Source organism: Actinophytocola xanthii (genome assembly GCF_001921205.1).
GTDB lineage: Bacteria > Actinomycetota > Actinomycetes > Mycobacteriales > Pseudonocardiaceae > Actinophytocola > Actinophytocola xanthii.
This window is the reverse complement of the sequence record NZ_MSIE01000006.1, coordinates 44715-62702: the sequence shown is the minus strand read 5'-3', so window position 1 is coordinate 62702 and position 17988 is coordinate 44715. Positions and strand designations below refer to the sequence as shown.

The following is a 17988-nucleotide window of genomic DNA, read 5'->3' as shown; positions in this document are numbered from 1 at the left end:
CTTCGCCGACCGGAGGCGGGGCGCGGGATCAGCCGCAGGCCTGCTCGGTGGTGAGCCCTGGCGGGGGCTGGTTCGCGGCGGTGAACCCGTAGGGCTCGACGAGCTCGAGCCACTCGCCGCTGTCGTGCAGCTCCCGGAGCGTCGCGTTGAACGGCTCCAGCAGGTCGGCGGCCGAGGCGGCGCTGAACAGGTAGGCGCCGATCACCGGCGACCGGCCCGGCGGGAAGAACGACTCGGTCGTGACCACGGCTCCGTCGCCGAGGACCCGGGCCATGTCCCGAGCGGCGACGTCGTCGAAGGCCGCGCAGTCGACCTGCCCGCCCCGCACCGCGTCGACGAGCTGGTGGGCCACCGGCACCTCGACGACGTCGGCGGCCGGGACGCCGGCCCGCATCGCGTCCTGCCGCTCGGCCAGCCCGGTCATCACCGCGACCTTCGCCTTCGCGGCGACCACCTCCGCATAGGTCCGTAGGCCCTTGGGGTTGTCGCTCGGCACGATCAGCGCGGTGCCGGTGACCGTGTCGGGCAGCGAGTACCTGGTCTCTCGACAGAGCTCGGCACGCACCGCCACCCCGCCGACGAGGTCGAACCGCTCAGCCCTCAGCCCCGCGACGACCGCCGGCTCGTCGCGGAACAGCTCGATGCCGACGTCGCTGTGGCCCAGCTTCGCCAGCACCGCTCTCGCGACATCGGGTACCGGTCCGGCGGCCTCCCCGTTCTGCTCGACCGTGTACGGCTGGTACTGGACGATGCCGAGCCGGATCGACGGGACGCCGGAGGGGGCGACGCTCTGCTCGGCAGGCGGCGGGGCGGCGCCGGGCCGCGGCGATCCGTCCACCGTCGACGAGCAGGCCGATGCGCCGGCACCGAACACGCCCAGCGCCGCGGTTCGGGTGAGGAACTCGCGGCGCGTCCAGCTCATCGGTCATCCCGTTGCCGTGGTGATTCCGTTCGCCTCGCGGACCACGTCGACGATCTCGTTCATGATCTCGGTGAGCTCGTAGTCCTTCGGCGTGAACACCCTAGCGACGCCACGCTGGCGGAGAACCTGCGCATCGTTGGGCGGGACGATGCCGCCGACCACGACCGGGACCCCGGACGCGCCCGCCGCACGCAGCCCGTCGACGACCTCGGGCACGACGGCGAGGTGCGACCCGGACAGGATCGACAGGCCGACCACGTGCACGCCCTCCTGCACGGCGGCCGCGACGATCTCCTCCGGGGTGAGCCGGATGCCCTGGTAGACGACCTCGAAGCCGACGTCACGGGCACGCACCGCGATCTGCTCGGCGCCGTTGGAGTGACCGTCGAGGCCGGGCTTGCCCACCAGCATGCGCAACCGGCCGCCGATCTCCTCACCCGTCGCCAGCACGCGGTCGCGCACGGCGGCGAGCTCGCCCGCGGCCTCCCCGCCGGCCGACGCGCCGGACACCCCCGTCGGCGCCCGGTACTCGCCGAACACCACGCGCAGCGCGCCCGCCCACTCGCCGGTCGTCACGCCGGCCCTGGCGCAGCCGAGCGTGGCCTCCATCAGGTTGGCGTCGGTGCGGGCGGCCGCGGTCAGCTGCTCCAGCGCCTTGTCCACCTCGGACTGGTTGCGCTGGTCGCGCCAGGCCTGGATGGCCGCGATCGCCTGCTGCTCGACCTCGGGGTCGATCGTCTCGATGACGCCCTCGCCCTCCAGCGGGCTGGGCTCGGTCGTCGCGAAGCGGTTCACCCCGACGACGATCTCCTCGCCCGCCTCGATCCGGCGACGGCGTTCGGCGAGCGAGGCGACCAGCTGGGTCTTCATGTACCCGTTCTCGACCGCGGCGACGGCTCCGCCCATCTCCTGCACCCGCGCGATCTCCGCCTTCGCACCGGCCACGAGCTCGTCGACCTTGGACTGGACCACCGGCGACCCGTCGAAGATGTCCTCGTACTCGAGCAGGTCGGTCTCGTAGGCGAGCACCTGCTGCATCCGCAGGGCCCACTGCTGGTCCCAGGGCCGCGGCAGCCCGAGAGCCTCGTTCCACGCCGGCAGCTGGATCGCGCGGGCCCGGGCGTTGCGGGACAGGGACACCGCGAGCATCTCGAGCACGATCCGCTGGACGTTGTTCTCCGGCTGGGCCTCGGTCAGGCCGAGCGAGTTCACCTGCACCCCGTAGCGGAAGCGGCGGTGCTTCGGGTCCCGCACGCCGTAGCGCTCGAGCGTGATCTCGTCCCAGAGCGCGGCGAACGCGCGCAGCTTGCACATCTCCTCGACGAACCGCACTCCGGCGTTGACGAAGAACGAGATGCGGGCGACGACCGTGCCCATCCGGTCCTGGGGCACCTGCCCGGAGTCGCGCACCGCGTCGAGCACGGCGATCGCCGTGGACATGGCGTAGGCGATCTCCTGGACCGGCGTCGCGCCTGCCTCCTGCAGGTGGTAGCTGCAGATGTTGGTGGGGTTCCACCTGGGCACGTTCGCGACGGTCCAGGCGACCATGTCGGTGATCAGCCGGAGGCTAGGCCCCGGCGGGAACACGTATGTACCCCGGGAGAGGTACTCCTTGATGATGTCGTTCTGCGTGGTGCCGGTGAGCCGGCCGACGACCTCGTGCCAGTCGGCGCCCTGCTGCTCGGCCTGCTCCTGGGCGAGGGAGACGTAGAGGGCGAACAGCCACATCGCCGTGGCGTTGATGGTCATCGACGTGTTGGCCTCGGCCAACGGGATGCCCTCGAACAGCTGGCGCATGTCGCCGAGGTGGCTGACCGGGACGCCGACCTTGCCGACCTCGCCCCGGGAGAGCACGTGGTCGGGGTCGTAGCCGGTCTGGGTGGGCAGGTCGAAGGCGACCGAGAGTCCCGTCTGCCCCTTCGCGAGGTTGCGCCGGTAGAGCCGGTTCGACGCGGCGGCGGAGGAGTGGCCGGCGTAGGTGCGCATGACCCACGGACGGTCCCGCTCGTCATCGGTCGGATACGGCATCGCCAGCCTCCCGTCGACCCGGATCTCCTGAGGGTACTGGCCAGTAACCTGCGCGCCAGCTGTTGTGGCGAACGCCGCACGGAGGACAATGGCCAGGTGACCTACATCCTGCTCGTCCCGCTGGCCGTGATGGCCCTGCTGGCGCTCGTGCTGATGTGGGCGTCCAGCCTGGACACCGACAAGGCCCACCGCAAGGACTACGGCCTGCTGCGTGAGGTCGCGACCGTCCCCTCGGCCCGTGCCGCCCGGTTCGTGGAGGAGCGGCTGCAGGCCGTGGGAGTCCCGACGACAACCGTGCCCAGCGACGACGGGGAGCGGCTGCGCGTACTGGTCTTCCCCGCCGACCAGGCCATGGCGGCCCGCACGCTGCTCGGTGACTAGCGGACACGACCACGGCGTGCTGGGGGGAGGCCGTCGCCTCGGTCCGCTAGCCTGCCTGGCGTGCGTCTCGTGATCGCTCGTTGCCAGGTCGACTACGCCGGCCGGCTCACGGCCCACCTGCCCATGGCCACCCGCTTGCTCCTGGTCAAGGCCGACGGCTCGGTGTCGGTTCACTCCGATGACCGTGCCTACAAGCCGCTCAACTGGATGAGCCCGCCGTGCTGGCTGGTCGAGGAGCCGGGCACCTGGACGGTGTCCAACAAGGCGGGCGAGAAGCTCATCATCACCCTGGAGGAGGTCCTGCACGACTCCAAGCACGAGCTCGGTGTGGAGCCCGGGCTGGTGAAGGACGGCGTGGAGGCCCACCTCCAGGCGCTGCTGGCCGAGCACATCACGACGCTCGGCGACGGGTACGCCCTCGTCCGCCGGGAGTATCCGACAGCCATCGGCCCGGTGGACATCCTCTGCCGTGACGCCGGGGGCGCGACGGTCGCGGTCGAGATCAAGCGGCGCGGGGAGATCGACGGCGTCGAGCAGCTGACCAGGTACCTCGAGCTGCTCAACCGCGACCCGCTGCTGGCGCCGGTGCAGGGCGTCTTCGCCGCGCAGCAGATCAAGCCCCAGGCCCGCACGCTGGCCGAGGACCGCGGCATCCGCTGCGTCACCCTCGACTACGAGGCGCTGCGCGGGATGGACTCCACCGAGTTCCGCCTGTTCTGAGGACCGTCGCCGAGAGCATGGCCGACGCCCTCGGTCGCCGAACCCCCGGTTCCCCGCACCTCCCGCCTACCCAGTGACTACGGTGCACGTGTGAGGCGTTTGCTGTTGGCCCTGGCCGCCGTGCTGCTGGTCGCCGGGTGTGGTGAGCCGGTGGACACGGCGAAGGTCACCTATCCGCGGACGACCGTGCCCGCCGGAGCCCTGCCCTCCAACGACTCGACCAGCACCGGCGGCCAGACCCCGCGCACGAACGACCCGGCCTTCGCGCCGGAGAAGCTCCGCGTGCTGGACCCCTGCCCGCTGCTCGACGAGGAGCTGCTCGACCAGCTCGGCAGCCCAGCGGAGAACAACCGCGGCGGCTACAGCGAGTGCGCGAACTACATGGAGGACGACGAGGGCAAGGACCTCAACATCACGCTGACCCTGGGTGACAAGGTCGTCGACGCCGATGCCGCCGAGGACGTCATCGGCGGGCTGCCGGCGATGGAGAAGATGCTCGACGGCAACGACGCCTGCTTCGTCACGGTCGTGACCTCCACCTCGCCGAACTACGGCATCGTCATCCAGACCAACGGCGGCGCCGACGACCTGTGCGGCGCCGGGCGAAAGGTGATGACCGACGTCGTCGAGCGGATCCGGTCCGACTCCCCGGAGTACGACCTCGCCAGGGGGACCCTGATCGACCTGGATCCCTGCTCGTTGTTCGAGGGCGACGCGCTCAACGAGAACCTCGGCGGGGAGACCGAGAACAGCCCGTACAACCTGCACTGGTGCAACTGGACCGGGCCTACCGCGACCCTCGGCGTCTGGTTGCGACTGGGGTTCAACCCCGAGCTTGGCGGCAACGGCGATCAGGTCGACCTCGGCGGCGGGATCAAGGGCTTCCAGGAGAAGACCGTCTCGACCGCGGGGAGCTGCCAGCTGGAGTGGAAGCACCGGCCCTTCGCCGGGGACGACGTGGAGATCGTCACGCTCACCCTGGACATCCGGGAGCTCAAGGCAGGCGCCGACCCGTGTGCGCCCGCCCAGGCCATCGCGAAAACCCTGATTCCCGCATTGCCCAAAGCCTGAACGTGACATGATTTTCCCTTATCGCACGAGCGTGAGGGCGTGGTCGCGTGGCGAGGTGGGCGCCGCTGGCGCTGGTGTTCCTGGTGGCACTGCTCGGAGGCTGTTCGGCGCGGGTTGGTGGGCTGCCGGTCGCCGAGAAGGGCGTGGCCATCGAAGGACCGGCTACCGCCCTGGACGCCCTCGGCGAGCTCACCACGATCGACCCGTGCAGCCTGACCGATCTCACGGTGTTCGACGACTTCGGCACGGCCGAGTTCGAGACGCCGAGCTCCCTGGACTACTGCACGGTCGCGGTCGCCCAGAGCCCGGGCCAGTCGGTGTGGGTGGCGGTCGGCGAGCTCAGCTGGCTGAGCGAACGCCCCGACGTGGTGGGCCAGAAGCTCGAGGACATCTCCGAGGAGCTCTACACGGTCCAGACGAGCAAGGACTCGACGTCCTGCGCGCAGGGGCTGGTCTTCGCCGAGGAGGACCTCCTGCTCGAGGTCACCTCGACGATGTACGGCTCCCCGAGCGACCACCACTGTGAGATCACCCAGGTGGGGATGGAGCAGGTGGTCGCCACGATCGAGCAGGACGGAGTCGAGCACCGGTCGCCGGAGCCCGACTCGCTGGTCGGCCTCGATCCCTGCGAACTGGTCGACGACGCGGCGGTGCGGGCCCTGCCGGGTTTCGCCGCCGCGGAGCGCCTGGACAGTCCGGGTGGACACCAGTGCCTGTGGCAGACCTATGCCGGCGACGTTGAGTTGCGGGTCCACGTGGCCTTCGAGGCGGGCCTCGTCCCCGCCGCCTACAACGACGACGGCAACGCCGAGCCGATCGCCGGGCGCTCCTCGGTCATGAACAGGTTCGAGAGCGTGAGCTCGCCGGCGATCTGCCTGGTGGAGACCGGGCACATCCCGTTCCCCGAGCCGGAGGAGGTACCCGGCGTGGTGGAGGTCGCGTCGGTGACGGTGTGGGTGCCGGCCGCGCAGCTCGACATGGGCTGCCAGTCGGCCAAGGCAGTCGCGACGGCCCTCTGGCCGAAGCTCCCGCCGGCCTGACCCGTTCGTGAGCTGGGCCACGACCGCCCGAACAACGTTGTTACCGGCAGGTAGCATCCGGCGCAACCGGTTTTCGGTCTCCGGAGGTTGCGATGGCGCGCGAGTTCGGATGTGTCGGGGTCGTCGGTCTCGGGACCATGGGGGCCGGGATCGCGGAGGTCGTGGCGCGGACCGGAATCAGGGTGATCGGCGTCGAGCTCGACGCGGACAGCGTGGCTCGGGCCCGCGACCATGTCGAGCACTCCACGGAACGCGCGGTGGCCGGGGGCAAGCTCGACGCGGAGGCCCGCACGGCGCTGCTGGACCGGATCACGTTCACCACGAGTCTCGCCGACCTCGCCGAGGCCGACCTGGTGATCGAGGCGATCCCGGAGAGCCTCGAGCTCAAGGCCCGGGTGTTCACCGAGCTGGAGCAGGTGTGCCGGCCGGACGTCATCCTCGCCTCGAACACCTCCTCGCTCTCGGTCACCGAGATCGGCGTGCACACCGGGCGGCCCGGCAAGGTGGTGGGGCTGCACTTCTTCAACCCCGCGCCGGTGCTCAGGTTCGTGGAGATCGTGCGCACGGTGGTGACCGAGCCGGACGTGATCACGGACGTGGTGGCGTTCGCGCGCCGCCTGGGCAAGGAGCCGGTCGTGATCGGCGACCGCGCGGGGTTCATCGCGAACGCGTTGCTGTTCGGCTACCTCAACCACGCGGTGTCGATGTACGAGTCGCGCTACGCCAGCCGGGAGGACCTGGACGCGGCCATGCGGCTGGGGTGCGGCTACCCGATGGGCCCGCTCGCGCTGCTCGACCTGATCGGGCTGGACACCGCCTACGAGATCCTCGAGACGATGTACCGGCAGTCGCGCAATCGTTTGCACGCACCGGCGCCGATCCTGCGGCAGATGATCACCGCCGGGTTGCTCGGCCGCAAGTCCGGCCGCGGGTTCTACACCTACGACAACGTCGACTCGCCCACGGTGGTGCCCGACGCGCTCACGCCGACCTCGAATGTCGAGCAGTCGTCCACACGGGAGGTCAACCGGGTCGGTGTCGTCGGCACCGGGACGATGGCGACCGGTATCGCCGAAGTGTTCGCCAGGAACGGTTTCGACGTCGTCCTGCGTGCCCGGTCGGCCGAGCGCGCGGAGTCCGCTGTGGACACGGTGCGCCGGTCGCTCGACCGTCAGGTCGTCAAGGGCCGGCTGTCCGAACAGGCTCGTGATTCGGTGCTCGCTCGCCTGCGCGCGGTCGTCGAGCTGGACGAGCTGGCGGACTGCGACCTGGTGATCGAGGCGGTGGCCGAGGAGCTGTCGGTCAAGCAGGCGGTGTTCGGGGCCCTGGACGAGGTGGTGAAACCCGGCGCGGTCCTGGCCACCACGACGTCCTCGTTGCCGGTGATCGAGTGTGCGGCGGCCACCTCCCGCCCGGCCGACGTGGTGGGTCTGCACTTCTTCAACCCTGCCCCGGTCATGAAGCTGGTCGAGGTCGTGTCCACGATCGCCGTGGCCGAGGACGTCGTCGCCACGGCGCGAGAGGTGTGCCGGCGGGTGGGCAAGCACCCCGTGCACTGCGCGGACCGGGCCGGTTTCATCGTGAACGCCCTGCTGTTCCCGTACCTCAACGACGCGGTGAAGATGCTCGAGGCGCACTACGCGGACGCCGAGGACATCGACACCGCGATGAAGGTCGGCTGCGGCCTGCCGATGGGCCCGTTCGAGCTGCTGGACGTGGTGGGGCTGGACGTCTCGCTCGCCATCGAGCGCACGCTGTACTACGAGTTCCGCGACGCCGGCCTCGCACCGGCGCCCCTGCTGGAGCACCTGGTCACCGCCGGCCGGCTGGGCCGCAAGACCGGCAAGGGTTTCCGCGACTACCGCTAGAACGTCCTGTCCGCCGTCGGTGAAAGCACTGGCGCCGCTCGTCGAGGTGGCGTGCACTGGGCTCATGGCGCGAGCGGCCTACGACGAGATCGCGGACTGGTACGAGGAACGGTTCCTCGTCGAGCAACCGCCGGACAACCTCGGCATCGGTCGGGCCCTGCGGGATCTCCTCGGTGTGGGTGAGGGAAGCTGCCTGGAGCTTGGCTGCGGCACCGGCATCCATGCCGACACCGTGCGCGACCTCGGCCGGACCCCGCTCGGGGTCGACCTCTCCGCGGGGATGCTGCGGCACGCCCGGGGGCGCCTGCCCACGGTGCGGGCGGATGTCGCCCGGCTTCCGGTCGGGAAAGCCGCCGTTCCCGCCGTTGTCGCAGTGATGGCGCACACCGACATGCCGGAGTACCCGGCTGTGCTGCGCGAGGTGGCCAGGGTGTTGCGGCCGGGCGGGGTGTTCGTGCACGTCGGCGTGCACCCGTGCTTCTGCGGCGGTTTCGCCGACCGCGGTCGCGCGGACGCCGTGGTGATCCGTCCCGGCTACCTCGACCGCGGGTGGACCACGGAGTCCTGGACCGACAGGGGCCTTCGGGACAAGGTCGGGGCGAGCCACTGGCCGCTGCCGGACCTGCTGCACGCCGTCCTGGACGCGGGGCTGGTGCTCGAACGCCTCGCCGAGGGCGGTGCGCCGACCCCGGTCGTGCTGGCGCTGCGGGCACGCGCGCCGGGGTGAAGGACCGGGCAGGTCAGACGCGCACCGGCGGGATACGCTCGGGCGGTGGCGCCATCACAGTCCTAGCCGCAGCCGCACGCACCACCACAGCAGCCGCCGCCCTGTGCCGGGGCGCCGGCGGCGCCGGTGAGGGCGACCGTGGAGAGGAGCTTGACCGTGTCGGTGTGGCCGTCGGGGCAGGGGGCCGGGTCGGCGGCAGCACTCATCGGGCGCCGGACGTCGAACGTCGTGGCGCACTCGTGGCAGCGGAACTCGTATGTCGGCACGCCACCATTGTGCCCTGCCGCCGCGGAGGGCGACCGTGCCTCGGCGTAACCGGGTGCGTCGGGCGGCGGGCTCCCCGGCTCCGGCGCCACCCCCGCTGACCGGTGGGTGGCAGCGGTTGGAGAGCGCGCCGGACGGGGACTGGCTTGTCCGGCGGGTCACCGGCACCGGGACCACAAAGCTCTACCGCTGCCCCGGCTGCGACCAGGAGATCCGGCCGGGGACGGCGCACGTGGTGGTCTGGCCGGCCGACGAGACCGGGGGGATCGCCGACCGCCGGCACTGGCACGAGGCCTGCTGGACGGCACGAGGCCGTCGCGGGCCCACCTCGCGGCGGTGGTGAGCGGGCAGTCCATTCGAAACAGTCCATAGTGACCAGTTCCACTGAGCGACCATGACGTTCGTCAGTGTTCACTCGCTTCGAGTGCGTTGGTCTGTTCGGGTGAGGCCCGGAAAAATCTTCGAAAAAGGTGGACCGAGTCGTCGATTCACTCGTTTTCGATTCGTACGTACCTACAACGGAACGCGGATCGGAGGACGCCATGTCGCACCCGCTCGGGCCGCTGGCCCACAACATGACCGCCTACGCGATCTACGCGACGGCCCAGGCCGAGATGCGGCGGGCCTACGCGCTCATCGACGCCGGCAACTACCTCGGCGCGGCCGAGGAGATCGACTCGGCGGCCAGGGCCGCCGAGGTGCTCGTCATCGCGTCCGAGGGCGTGGACGAGGGACGCGCCGAGCACTGGCGGCGTGTCGTCCACGCCCGTCGGCGGTTCGCCGAGCGAGCCCGCGGACGGGGGCGGGGGACCCGCGTACCCGGCGGCGGGGTGTGCGGATCCCCGCCCACGGCAAGGGGAAGAGGACGCTGATGTCCTCGATGGACTCTCAGCGGTCGAACGTGCGGGCGGCGGCCAGGAAGGCGTCGTTCTCCTCCGGCAGGCCGATCGTGACCCGGGCGCCCTCTCCCAGGAACGCGCGGATGACGACCTTCTGGGCCAACAGGTGGTCGTTGAACGCGGCGGTCCGCTCGCCCAGCGGGAGCCAGACGAAGTTCGCCTGCGACTCCGGCACCTCGTAGCCCATGTCCACCAGCTCGCCCCGCACCCGCTCCCGCTCCCGCGTGACCGGGGCGCACCGGGACAGCAACTCCTCCGCCGCGTCCATCGCGGCCACCGCCGCGGCCTGCGCCAGCCGGTTGACGGCGAACGGGATGGCCACCTTGCGGACCGCGGCGGTCACCTCCGGCGGGGCCACCGCGTAGCCGACCCGCAGCCCGGCCAGGCCGTAGGCCTTGGAGAACGTGCGCACGACCGCGAGGTTCTCCCGCCCGGCCGCCAGCTCGAGCCCGTCGGGCAGGTCGGGGTCGGTGACGAACTCCCGGTAGGCCTCGTCCAGCACCACCAGTACGTGGTCGGGCACGGCGTCCAGGAAGCGCTCCAGCTCCGCGGTACGCAGCCCGGTGCCGGTCGGGTTGTTGGGGTTGGCCACGAACACGACCCGGGTGTCGTCGGTGATCGCGGCCAGCATGCCGTCGAGGTCGTGGCGGTAGTCCTCGGTCAGCGGAACCCGGACCGCCTCGGCGCCGACGATCTGCGTGACGATCGGGTAGGCCTCGAAGGACCGCCAGGCGAACACGACCTGGTGGCCCTCGGCGCACATCGCCTGGATCAGCTGCTGGCAGAGGCTGACCGACCCGCAGCCGATCGCCAGCCGGTCCTGCGGGACGCCGACGTACTCGCTGGTGCGCACGAGCAGGTCGTCGTTGGCCATCTGCGGGTACCGGTTCACGTCGGCCGCGGCGTCGGCTATCGCGGCGAGGACGGCGGCCGGCGCGGGCGTGGAGACTTCGTTGCTCGACAGCACGACGGCACCGGGGATCTTGCGTCCCGGGATGTAGTCGGGGAGGTTCGCCAGGTCGGCTCGGACGGTGAGGGCCATGCCGGCATCATGTCATTCGGCGGTGTTGGATGGGGACGTGCACGTGAGTGATCCAGTCGTCCTTCTGCACGCGTTCCCGCTGGACTCGCGGATGTGGGACGGGCTGCGGCCTGTCCTCGGCGCGCGGTTGGTCACGCCGGACCTACCGGGTTTCGGGTCCGCGCCGGCGGCGGCCACGCCGTCGCTCGACGAGGCGGCCGACGCCGTACTGGCGTCGCTGGACCGCGCCGGCATCGGCCGCGCGGTGGTCGGCGGCTGCTCGATGGGCGGCTACGTGGCGATGGCCGTGCTGCGTGCCGCACCCGAGCGGGTGAGCGGGCTGGTACTGGTCAACACCAAGGCGAGCGCCGACGCCGAGCCGGCGCGCCGGAACCGGTTCGCGATGGTTGAGCGGGCCGAGGCCGAGGGGATCGGCTGGCTCGCCGACGCGATGCTCGGTACGTTGCTCGGCCCGACGACGCTGGAGTGGCGACCGGAGGTGGTGGCCAGGGTGCGGGAGCTGGTGGCGGACCAGTCGCCGGCGGCGGTGGCGTGGGCACAGCGGGCGATGGCGGCCCGCCCGGACTCGGCCGAGGTGCTGCGGGGTTCGGGGTTGCCGGCGCTCGTGGTGCGCGGCGAGGAGGACGGGCTGATCCCGGGCGAGGAGGCGTCGGCGATGGTGGCGGCCCTGCCGGGTGCCGAGCTGGTGGAGCTGCCCGGCGTCGGCCACCTTGCCCCGCTGGAGGCCCCGGCGGAGCTGACGGCCGTGCTGAGCGAGTGGCTCGAGCGGAGCTGACCTGCGCCGGGGTCAGTGGCGGAGTCGACGGGGGCGGCGGGCGAGGTCGTCGTCCGGCTGGAGGGGGAGGTGGGGGTGCTCGTCCTCGGTGGGGGTGAGGCCGAGCAGGTCGGCGGCCAGCCTTTGGGCGGACTCGGTGAGGCTGGGGGAGTCCTCACCCGCTCTGCGGAGGACCGCGGAGCGCAGGCGGGCGTAGCCCCGAACCGACGTGGGGCGCTTGGCGCGAACGGCGTACGCCGGCTCCTCGGCCAGGATGTCGGCCAGCACGCGGTCCACCAGCACCGTGCCCGGGCGGGCGATCGACGTCAGGCGGCTCGCGATGTTCACCACCGACCCGTAGATGTCGCCGAAGCGGCTCAGCACCCGCCCCATCGCCAGGCCCGCCCGCAGCGGGGGAACCCCCTCCTCGGCCTCCGCTCGCTCAAGCAGGGCCAGGGCGATCTCGGCGCCGTCGGCGGGGGAGTCGGCGACGAACAGCACCTCGTCGCCCAGCATCTTGACAATGCGACCGTGGTTGTCGGCCACCACCTCGGCGGCCAGGTGGTCGAACCGCTCGACCACCGTCTCCAGCTCGGCCTCGGTGGAGCGGCGGGTCAGGCTGGTGAAGCCCACCATGTCCGCGAACCCGACCACCTGACGCCGCTCGTCGATCTCCTCGTCGGGGGCGACCAGCGTGCGCACCGAGTGCGCGGCCAGGTGCCGGCGCCAGACGAAGTCCTGCAGCTGCTCCATCTGCGGGGCCAGCTGCTCGACCAGGTGCCCGAGCGCCCGCTCGTCGGCCAGCTCCGGGTTCGCCGTCAGCACGTCCCGCAGCATCAGCACCTGCGACTCCGCCAGCCGCGACATGTGTTGGCCGATCATCCGGGCCGTCGAGATCGCCACCGCGGGCTCGATGATGCCGCTGTGGATGAGCAGGTTCACCGTCCGCAGCGCGGTCACGTCGCCGTCGGTGAAGACCGCGTCGTCGTCGGCGGCCGTGGCGAAGCCCAGCGCGCGCCAGAGCGCCGTCGCGCGCTCCAGGGGAACGCCGGCCTGCTCGGCCACCTCCGCGCGGGTGTACTGGCGGGCACCGCCGAGCAGGATCCGTTCGACGCGGCTCTGCAGCGCCTCCAGTTCGCCGTCGTCGGGCTCGCTCATGTGGTGTGCACGATGAGGACGTCGACCGGCGACTTGCGGGCCGCCTCCGAGGGGACCGAGCCGAGGATCCGGCCGGCGAGCGTGTTCAACCCCCGGTTGCCCACCACCAGCAGGTCCGCCGACCGCTCGGCGACCACCGCGGCCAGCGTCGGCACGGGCTCGCCGTCCACGACCACGGTGTCGATCTTCGACGCGCCGGCCGCCCTGGCCCGCTCGGCGGCGGTGCGCACGGTGTCCTCGGCCGGTGTCGAGCCCATCACCTGGTAGGCGACGTCGCTGCCGAGCTCGTCCTGTGCCCTGGCCACGTCCTCCTGCCTGGCCGGGTGGTAGGCGCACGCGATGACCAGCGTCGCGCCGCTGTCCGCGGCGATCGCCGCGGCGCGGTCCACCGCCCGGTAGGAGGAGTCGGAGCCGTCGGTGCCCACGACCACGGTCTGGTAAGCCGCCATCTGTCCTCCACGAGAGGGCTATCTACTCGCGAGTTAACCTACCGCGACGCGCAACCACCGCGCCCGGAGCGGTTGGATGGACGGCATGGACATGCTCGAGATCGCGGTGGAGGAGGCGCGGCGGGGGCTCGCCGAGGGCGGCATCCCGATCGGCGCCGCGCTGCTCGGCCCGGACGGCGAGGTGCTCGGCCGCGGCCACAACCGCCGCGTGCAGGACGGCGACCCGTCGATGCACGCCGAGACCGCCGCGTTCCGCGCCGCCGGCCGCCGCCGCCACTACCGGGACACGACGATGGTGACCACGCTCTCGCCGTGCTGGTACTGCAGTGGCCTGGTCCGCCAGTTCGGCATCGGGCGGGTGGTGGTCGGCGAGGCCACCACCTTCCACGGCGGCCACGACTGGCTCGCGGAGCACGGGGTGGTCGTCACCGTCCTCGACGACGCCCGCTGCGTGGAGCTGATGACGGAGTTCATCGCCGCACACCCCGACCTCTGGTACGAGGACATCGGTGAGAACTAGACCTAGGACTGGCGCGCGATCCGCTTCGTCGGCGCCTCGGCGATCTCCGCGGGTGCGGCCTTGGTCTCGGGCTCCCAGTTCTCCTTGACCGGCGCGACCACCGGGCGCGGGGCGGGGGCTGGCTTGTCGGGCGTCTCCTCCGGCAGCGGATCGAACGCCGGCGCGGCCAGCTCCAGGCTCTCGTGCGCGTCGGTGACGAGGTCGCGGGCGGCCTGCAGCTGCTGGGCGACCTTGGTCCGCAGCTGGCGCAGGGCGTTCACCCGCTGCGCCGCGTGGGCGATCCGGCGGTTGGCCTCCTCGGTGGCCTCGCGCACCCGGCGGTTGGCCTCGTCGGCCGCCTCCTGGAGGCGGGCGGTGGCCTCCGTCCTCGCCTCGTGGCGGCGGCGGTTGGCCTCCTCGGTCGCCTCGCGCACCCGGCGCTCGGCCTCGGACTTGCTGGTCGCCTCCTGGGTCGCCAGCGCCCGCATCGACTCGGTGCGCCGCGAGGCCATGGCGATCTCGAAGTCCTCCTCGACCGCCGTGCGGCGCTGCTCGGCCTCGGCGTCCAGGCGGGTGCGCTCGGCCTCGGCCGCCCCGGTGATCTCGGCGGCCTCGGCACGGGCCTTCTCCAGCACGCCCTTGTGCTCGGCCTCCATCGCCGCTCGCCGCTCGTCCAGCTCCGCGAGCTGCTTCTCGTACTGCTCACGCAGCGTCGCGGAGTCCGCCTCGGCCTTCGCGCGAATCGCCTCGGCCTCGGCCTCGGCCTTCGCCTTGGTCTCGTCGCGCTCCTCCTGGGCGAGGCGCAGCATGCGCTGCAGCCGTTCGCTCAGCCCGGCCATCGTCGTCGGTGGCAGCGACAGCCGTTCGACCTGACCCCGCAGGTCGTCGATCGTCGTCCGGGCCACCTCGAGCTGCGCGGTGAGCTCGGCCGCCTGCGCCGCGGCCGCGTTCCGGTCCGCGGCCAGCAGCTTCAGCTGACCGTCGAGCTGCTCGAGGTGCTCCTCCACCTGTGCGCGGCTGTAGCCCCGCTTGGTGATGTCGAAACCGGCTCCCAGCGGTACGAGATCGCGCTCCTCACCTAACGCCATGGGCCCACGCTACCCTGCGAGCACGACCGAGGTGGGCCCCCACGTACCGACCGGCTCAGACCCCGCGGAAGCGGTTGATCTCGGGAAGGTGCCGTTCGCGCAGCTCCGGGTCGGTCACGCCCAGCCCTTCCTCGGGTGCCAGGCACAGCACGCCGACCTTTCCCTGGTGCGCGTTGCGGTGTACGTCGAACGCCGCCTGTCCGGTCTGCTCCAGTGGGTACACACTGGACAGTGTGGGGTGGATGCGCCCCCGGGTGATGAGCCGGTTGGCCTCCCAGGCCTCGCGGTAGTTCGCGAAGTGCGAGCCGATGATCCGCTTGAGGTGCATCCACAGGTACCGGTTGTCGTACTGGTGGAGGAACCCGCTGGTCGACGCGCAGGTGACGATCGTGCCGCCGCGCCGGGCGACGAACACGCTCGCGCCGAAGGTCTCCCGCCCCGGGTGCTCGAACACGATGTCCGGGTCGTCACCGCCGGTGAGCTCGCGGATCCGCGCGCCGAACCGCCTCCACTCCTTCGGGTCCTGGGTCTGCTCGTCCTTCCAGAACCGGTAGCCCTCCGCGCTGCGGTCGATGATCAGCTCGGCCCCCATCCGCCGGCAGATCTCCGCCTTCTGCTCGCTGGACACGACGCAGACCGGGATCGCGCCGCCGCCCAGGGCGAACTGGGTCGCATACGACCCGAGCCCGCCCGAGGCTCCCCAGATCAGCACGGTGTCCCCCTGCTTCATGGCCGCGCCGTTGCGCGACACCAACTGCCGGTAGGCGGTGGAGTTGACCAGCCCGGGGCAGGCGGCCTCCTCCCAGCTCAGGTGGGCGGGCTTGGGCATCAGCTGGTTGGACTTGACCAGGGCCAGCTCGGCCAGCCCGCCGAAGTTCGTCTCGAAGCCCCAGATGCGCTGCTCGGGGTCGAGCATGGTGTCGCCGTGCCCGTCCGGGTGCTCCAGCCCGACGTCGAGGCAGTGCGCGACGACGCGGTCGCCCGGCTTCCAGGCGTGCACGCCCGGACCGGTGCGCAGCACGACGCCGGCCAGGTCGGAGCCGACCACGTGGTAGGGCTGGTCGTGCCGGGCGGCCAGCTCGGAGGTGCGGCCGTAGCGCCGCAGGAACTCGAACGTCGACAGCGGCTCGAAGATCGACGTCCAGACGGTGTTGTAGTTGATCGCGCTCGCCATCACCGCGACCAGGGCCTCACCCGGGCCGGGCTCGGGGGTGGGCACCTCGTCCACGTGCAGGGAGCGGCGGGGGTCCTTGTCCTGGGTGGACTCCCCGGCGAACATCTCGACCTCGTCGGCGTGCACCGTGACCCCGCGGTAGAACTCGGGGACGGGCAGGGAACCGAGGGCGGCGGTCTCACCGGCGAGAACGGCGTCGAGGATCTTCTGCATGCCCGCCGACGCTACTGGCCAGTAACGGTACAGAACCAGTCCGATGCGTCGTGGGTCACAGCATTTGACCGGCCGGCCAACCAAGCGCATCATGGTCGACAGAAGCTCCATGAACCTTCGGAGGTGAGCTATGACGAACCCATCCGCCACCGTCCGGCCCTGGACCCGCCCGCATGACTGGGCTGAGGTCGTGCTCGGTGTCGTGGCGCTGCTGTCCTTCCTGTGGACCGACACCAACGACGCCGCGATGTGGACGATGGTCGTCCTGGGCGCGCTGGTCGCGCTGGACGGGCTGGCGTCGCTGGCCGTGCCCGGCCAGGTCTACAGCGAGGGGATCCAGGTCGTGCTGGGCGTGCTGATGTTCATCTCGCCCTGGGTGATGAGCTACACCGAGTTCGGCGCGATCTCGTGGTTCTCGTGGATCATCGGCGCGCTGACCGCCATCGCCGGCGCGGCCGCCTTCCCGGTCGCCCAGGCCGCGCACCGGGCCGGCAGCGGGATGGCCGGCCAGCACTGACGGCACCCCTTCGACCGAGAACCGCACGCGGTCCACGACGTCGCCCTTCCCGGGTTACGTTGTGGACCGCGTGCCTTTCGCAGAAAGGGGCAGCACCGATGCGCCTGACCAGGAACCGGGGAGACGACCCGAGCGCGCGGGAGCGGATCCTCTCCGCCGCCGAGGAGCTGTTCGCCGAGGCCGGCTTCGACGCGACGCCCACCTCGCGGATCGCCGAACGGGCCGGGGTGCCCAAGGGGCTCGTGCACTACTACTTCCAGCGCAAGCCCGACCTGTTGGCCGCACTCGTGGAGCGGCTGCCCGACGAGCGGGTCGAGCCGGCGGGGGTGGTGGTGCCCGGTGACGTCGCGGCGAGCCTGCGTCGGCTGGTCGCCGAGCTCGACGCGCGGCTGCGGGCGTCGTACCTGCTGTCCCACCTGCTGTGGCGGGAGGCCGACACGCACACCGCGGTCCGGGACGCCCTTCAGCGCCGGTTCACCCGGATCGTCGACCAGGTCCGCGCGGTGATCCTGGCGGCCTCGACCGGCACCCTGCCCGGCGCGGCGGTGGACACGGCCGCCGGACTGCTCGCCCTCGCGGTCAGCTACCGGCACTCCGTGGCCCGGCACGGCGAGTCCGAGGACGTCGCGACGGCGGAGACGATCGACCGCGAGGTCGAGTTCATCGCCGGCGCGCTCACCGGGGGGGAACCGCCGGCTCCACCAGCTCGATGAGCACCCCGCCGGCGTCCTTGGGGTGCAGGAAGTTCACCCGGCTCTCCGCGGTGCCGATCCCCGACTCCTCGAACATCACGCGTAACCCCTTGGCCCGCAGGGCGTCGGTGGCGGCGTCGATGTCGGTGACGCGGTAGGCGACCTGCTGGACGCCCGGGCCCCTGCGGGCCAGGAACTTCCCGATCGTGGTGTCCGGGCCGAGCGGGGCGAGCAGCTGCACCGCCGTTCCGCCGGTGTCCCCGGGGGCACGCATCATCGCCTCGCGCACGCCCTGGGACTCGTTGGTCTCCTCGTGGTAGAGCTCGAGGCCCAGCACGTCCCGGTAGAAGGCGATCGCCTCGTCCATGTCCGGTACGGCGATGCCGACATGGTCGATCCCGGTGACAAAGGGCTTCAGCTCGTCCATGGATGACAAGGTAACGCCGCACGACAGCAGGTGTCTGTGCGGTCACTCACAACTT

At 71.6% G+C, this 17988-nt stretch carries 21 protein-coding genes; 12 read left to right on the top strand and 9 right to left on the bottom strand.

The features are described 5' to 3' along the window. Nucleotides 1-28: 28 nt before the first annotated feature. Together BU204_RS05225 and BU204_RS05220 are read right to left on the bottom strand one after the other, a co-directional pair. Nucleotides 29-922: a transporter substrate-binding domain-containing protein gene (locus BU204_RS05225; protein ID WP_075124393.1), complete on the bottom strand. Its 894-nt coding sequence runs from the start codon at nucleotides 920-922 to the stop codon at nucleotides 29-31. A 3-nt stretch (nucleotides 923-925) separates the two neighbouring features. Continuing rightward, complete coding sequence (locus BU204_RS05220; protein WP_075124392.1) at nucleotides 926-2950, bottom strand: methylmalonyl-CoA mutase family protein; 2025 nt, start codon at nucleotides 2948-2950, stop codon at nucleotides 926-928. Nucleotides 2951-3046: 96 nt separating this feature from the next. Here BU204_RS05220 and BU204_RS05215 point away from each other — a divergent pair, with 96 nt between their 5' ends. The 6 genes from BU204_RS05215 (at nucleotide 3047) to BU204_RS05190 (ending at nucleotide 8757) form a co-directional block, all read left to right on the top strand. Then, nucleotides 3047-3331 (top strand): hypothetical protein, encoded by a 285-nt coding sequence (locus BU204_RS05215; RefSeq protein WP_083661006.1) that lies wholly within the window; start codon nucleotides 3047-3049, stop codon nucleotides 3329-3331. A gap of 60 nt (nucleotides 3332-3391) precedes the next feature. Continuing rightward, nucleotides 3392-4051 carry an endonuclease NucS gene (nucS, locus tag BU204_RS05210; protein WP_075124391.1) on the top strand — a complete coding sequence of 220 codons (660 nt, stop codon included), beginning with the start codon at nucleotides 3392-3394 and terminating at the stop codon, nucleotides 4049-4051. A 90-nt stretch (nucleotides 4052-4141) separates the two neighbouring features. Then, nucleotides 4142-5122, top strand: coding sequence for a DUF3558 family protein (locus BU204_RS05205; protein ID WP_083661005.1), 981 nt, complete (start codon nucleotides 4142-4144; stop codon nucleotides 5120-5122). 47 nt (nucleotides 5123-5169) lie between these two features. Continuing rightward, complete coding sequence (locus BU204_RS05200) at nucleotides 5170-6162, top strand: DUF3558 domain-containing protein (protein WP_075124389.1); 993 nt, start codon at nucleotides 5170-5172, stop codon at nucleotides 6160-6162. Between the two features lie 92 nt (nucleotides 6163-6254). Continuing rightward, complete coding sequence (locus BU204_RS05195; protein ID WP_075124388.1) at nucleotides 6255-8030, top strand: 3-hydroxyacyl-CoA dehydrogenase family protein; 1776 nt, start codon at nucleotides 6255-6257, stop codon at nucleotides 8028-8030. A gap of 64 nt (nucleotides 8031-8094) precedes the next feature. Further along, the gene (locus BU204_RS05190) at nucleotides 8095-8757 is read left to right on the top strand and encodes a class I SAM-dependent DNA methyltransferase (RefSeq protein ID WP_075124387.1); all 663 of its coding nucleotides are present in this window, start codon (nucleotides 8095-8097) and stop codon (nucleotides 8755-8757) included. Nucleotides 8758-8819: 62 nt separating this feature from the next. On the opposite strand, the gene BU204_RS05185 is transcribed toward BU204_RS05190, so the two are convergent. Beyond that, on the bottom strand, nucleotides 8820-9023 hold the full coding sequence (locus BU204_RS05185) for an FmdB family zinc ribbon protein (RefSeq protein ID WP_075124386.1): 204 nt from the start codon (nucleotides 9021-9023) through the stop codon (nucleotides 8820-8822). Nucleotides 9024-9058: 35 nt separating this feature from the next. On the opposite strand from BU204_RS05185, the gene BU204_RS05180 reads away from it, so the two are divergent. Beyond that, complete coding sequence (locus BU204_RS05180) at nucleotides 9059-9364, top strand: hypothetical protein (protein ID WP_075124385.1); 306 nt, start codon at nucleotides 9059-9061, stop codon at nucleotides 9362-9364. 199 nt (nucleotides 9365-9563) lie between these two features. Further along, on the top strand, nucleotides 9564-9893 hold the full coding sequence (locus tag BU204_RS05175; protein WP_075124384.1) for a hypothetical protein: 330 nt from the start codon (nucleotides 9564-9566) through the stop codon (nucleotides 9891-9893). A gap of 16 nt (nucleotides 9894-9909) precedes the next feature. Here the strand turns inward: BU204_RS05175 and hisC are convergent, their stop codons facing one another. Beyond that, nucleotides 9910-10962, bottom strand: coding sequence for a histidinol-phosphate transaminase (hisC, locus tag BU204_RS05170; RefSeq protein ID WP_075124383.1), 1053 nt, complete (start codon nucleotides 10960-10962; stop codon nucleotides 9910-9912). Nucleotides 10963-11005: 43 nt separating this feature from the next. On the opposite strand from hisC, the gene BU204_RS05165 reads away from it, so the two are divergent. Continuing rightward, nucleotides 11006-11737, top strand: a complete 732-nt coding sequence (locus BU204_RS05165; RefSeq protein WP_075124382.1) for an alpha/beta fold hydrolase — start codon at nucleotides 11006-11008, stop codon at nucleotides 11735-11737. A 12-nt stretch (nucleotides 11738-11749) separates the two neighbouring features. Here BU204_RS05165 and BU204_RS05160 read toward each other — a convergent pair whose 3' ends face one another. Further along, a complete protein-coding gene (locus BU204_RS05160) occupies nucleotides 11750-12874 on the bottom strand; it encodes an adenylate/guanylate cyclase domain-containing protein (RefSeq protein ID WP_075124381.1) in 1125 nt (374 codons plus the stop codon). Next, nucleotides 12871-13323 carry a universal stress protein gene (locus BU204_RS05155; protein ID WP_075124380.1) on the bottom strand — a complete coding sequence of 151 codons (453 nt, stop codon included), beginning with the start codon at nucleotides 13321-13323 and terminating at the stop codon, nucleotides 12871-12873. The genes BU204_RS05160 and BU204_RS05155 overlap by 4 nt, the downstream gene beginning before the upstream one ends. 76 nt (nucleotides 13324-13399) lie before the next feature. Between BU204_RS05155 and BU204_RS05150 the strand changes: the two genes are divergently transcribed. Further along, a complete protein-coding gene (locus BU204_RS05150; protein ID WP_075124379.1) occupies nucleotides 13400-13843 on the top strand; it encodes a nucleoside deaminase in 444 nt (147 codons plus the stop codon). A 2-nt stretch (nucleotides 13844-13845) separates the two neighbouring features. On the opposite strand, the gene BU204_RS05145 is transcribed toward BU204_RS05150, so the two are convergent. Both BU204_RS05145 and ccrA read right to left on the bottom strand, forming a co-directional pair. Then, nucleotides 13846-14910 carry a coiled-coil domain-containing protein gene (locus BU204_RS05145; RefSeq protein ID WP_075124378.1) on the bottom strand — a complete coding sequence of 355 codons (1065 nt, stop codon included), beginning with the start codon at nucleotides 14908-14910 and terminating at the stop codon, nucleotides 13846-13848. Between the two features lie 55 nt (nucleotides 14911-14965). Further along, nucleotides 14966-16297 (bottom strand): crotonyl-CoA carboxylase/reductase, encoded by a 1332-nt coding sequence (ccrA, locus tag BU204_RS05140; protein ID WP_075124377.1) that lies wholly within the window; start codon nucleotides 16295-16297, stop codon nucleotides 14966-14968. Nucleotides 16298-16427: 130 nt separating this feature from the next. Here ccrA and BU204_RS05135 point away from each other — a divergent pair, with 130 nt between their 5' ends. Together BU204_RS05135 and BU204_RS05130 are read left to right on the top strand one after the other, a co-directional pair. Further along, on the top strand, nucleotides 16428-16814 hold the full coding sequence (locus BU204_RS05135; protein ID WP_075124376.1) for an SPW repeat domain-containing protein: 387 nt from the start codon (nucleotides 16428-16430) through the stop codon (nucleotides 16812-16814). Between the two features lie 98 nt (nucleotides 16815-16912). After that, nucleotides 16913-17527 (top strand): TetR/AcrR family transcriptional regulator, encoded by a 615-nt coding sequence (locus tag BU204_RS05130; protein WP_075124375.1) that lies wholly within the window; start codon nucleotides 16913-16915, stop codon nucleotides 17525-17527. Here BU204_RS05130 and mce read toward each other — a convergent pair. Next, the gene (gene mce / locus BU204_RS05125) at nucleotides 17490-17933 is read right to left on the bottom strand and encodes a methylmalonyl-CoA epimerase (RefSeq protein WP_075124374.1); all 444 of its coding nucleotides are present in this window, start codon (nucleotides 17931-17933) and stop codon (nucleotides 17490-17492) included. The two genes, BU204_RS05130 and mce, sit on opposite strands and share 38 nt — an antisense overlap. Between the last annotated feature and the right edge of the window lie 55 nt (nucleotides 17934-17988).

Bases quoted from the DNA above. Each gene is read 5' to 3' on its own strand.
- BU204_RS05225 (WP_075124393.1), bottom strand. From the start codon at position 922: ATGAGCTGGACGCGCCGCGAGTTCCTCACCCGAACCGCGGCGCTGGGC.
- BU204_RS05220 (WP_075124392.1), bottom strand. From the start codon at position 2,950: ATGCCGTATCCGACCGATGACGAGCGGGACCGTCCGTGGGTCATGCGC.
- BU204_RS05195 (WP_075124388.1), top strand. From the start codon at position 6,255: ATGGCGCGCGAGTTCGGATGTGTCGGGGTCGTCGGTCTCGGGACCATG.
- BU204_RS05190 (WP_075124387.1), top strand. From the start codon at position 8,095: ATGGCGCGAGCGGCCTACGACGAGATCGCGGACTGGTACGAGGAACGG.
- BU204_RS05175 (WP_075124384.1), top strand. From the start codon at position 9,564: ATGTCGCACCCGCTCGGGCCGCTGGCCCACAACATGACCGCCTACGCG.
- hisC (WP_075124383.1), bottom strand. From the start codon at position 10,962: ATGGCCCTCACCGTCCGAGCCGACCTGGCGAACCTCCCCGACTACATC.
- BU204_RS05160 (WP_075124381.1), bottom strand. From the start codon at position 12,874: ATGAGCGAGCCCGACGACGGCGAACTGGAGGCGCTGCAGAGCCGCGTC.
- BU204_RS05155 (WP_075124380.1), bottom strand. From the start codon at position 13,323: ATGGCGGCTTACCAGACCGTGGTCGTGGGCACCGACGGCTCCGACTCC.
- BU204_RS05150 (WP_075124379.1), top strand. From the start codon at position 13,400: ATGGACGGCATGGACATGCTCGAGATCGCGGTGGAGGAGGCGCGGCGG.
- BU204_RS05145 (WP_075124378.1), bottom strand. From the start codon at position 14,910: ATGGCGTTAGGTGAGGAGCGCGATCTCGTACCGCTGGGAGCCGGTTTC.
- ccrA (WP_075124377.1), bottom strand. From the start codon at position 16,297: ATGCAGAAGATCCTCGACGCCGTTCTCGCCGGTGAGACCGCCGCCCTC.
- BU204_RS05135 (WP_075124376.1), top strand. From the start codon at position 16,428: ATGACGAACCCATCCGCCACCGTCCGGCCCTGGACCCGCCCGCATGAC.
- BU204_RS05130 (WP_075124375.1), top strand. From the start codon at position 16,913: ATGCGCCTGACCAGGAACCGGGGAGACGACCCGAGCGCGCGGGAGCGG.
- mce (WP_075124374.1), bottom strand. From the start codon at position 17,933: ATGGACGAGCTGAAGCCCTTTGTCACCGGGATCGACCATGTCGGCATC.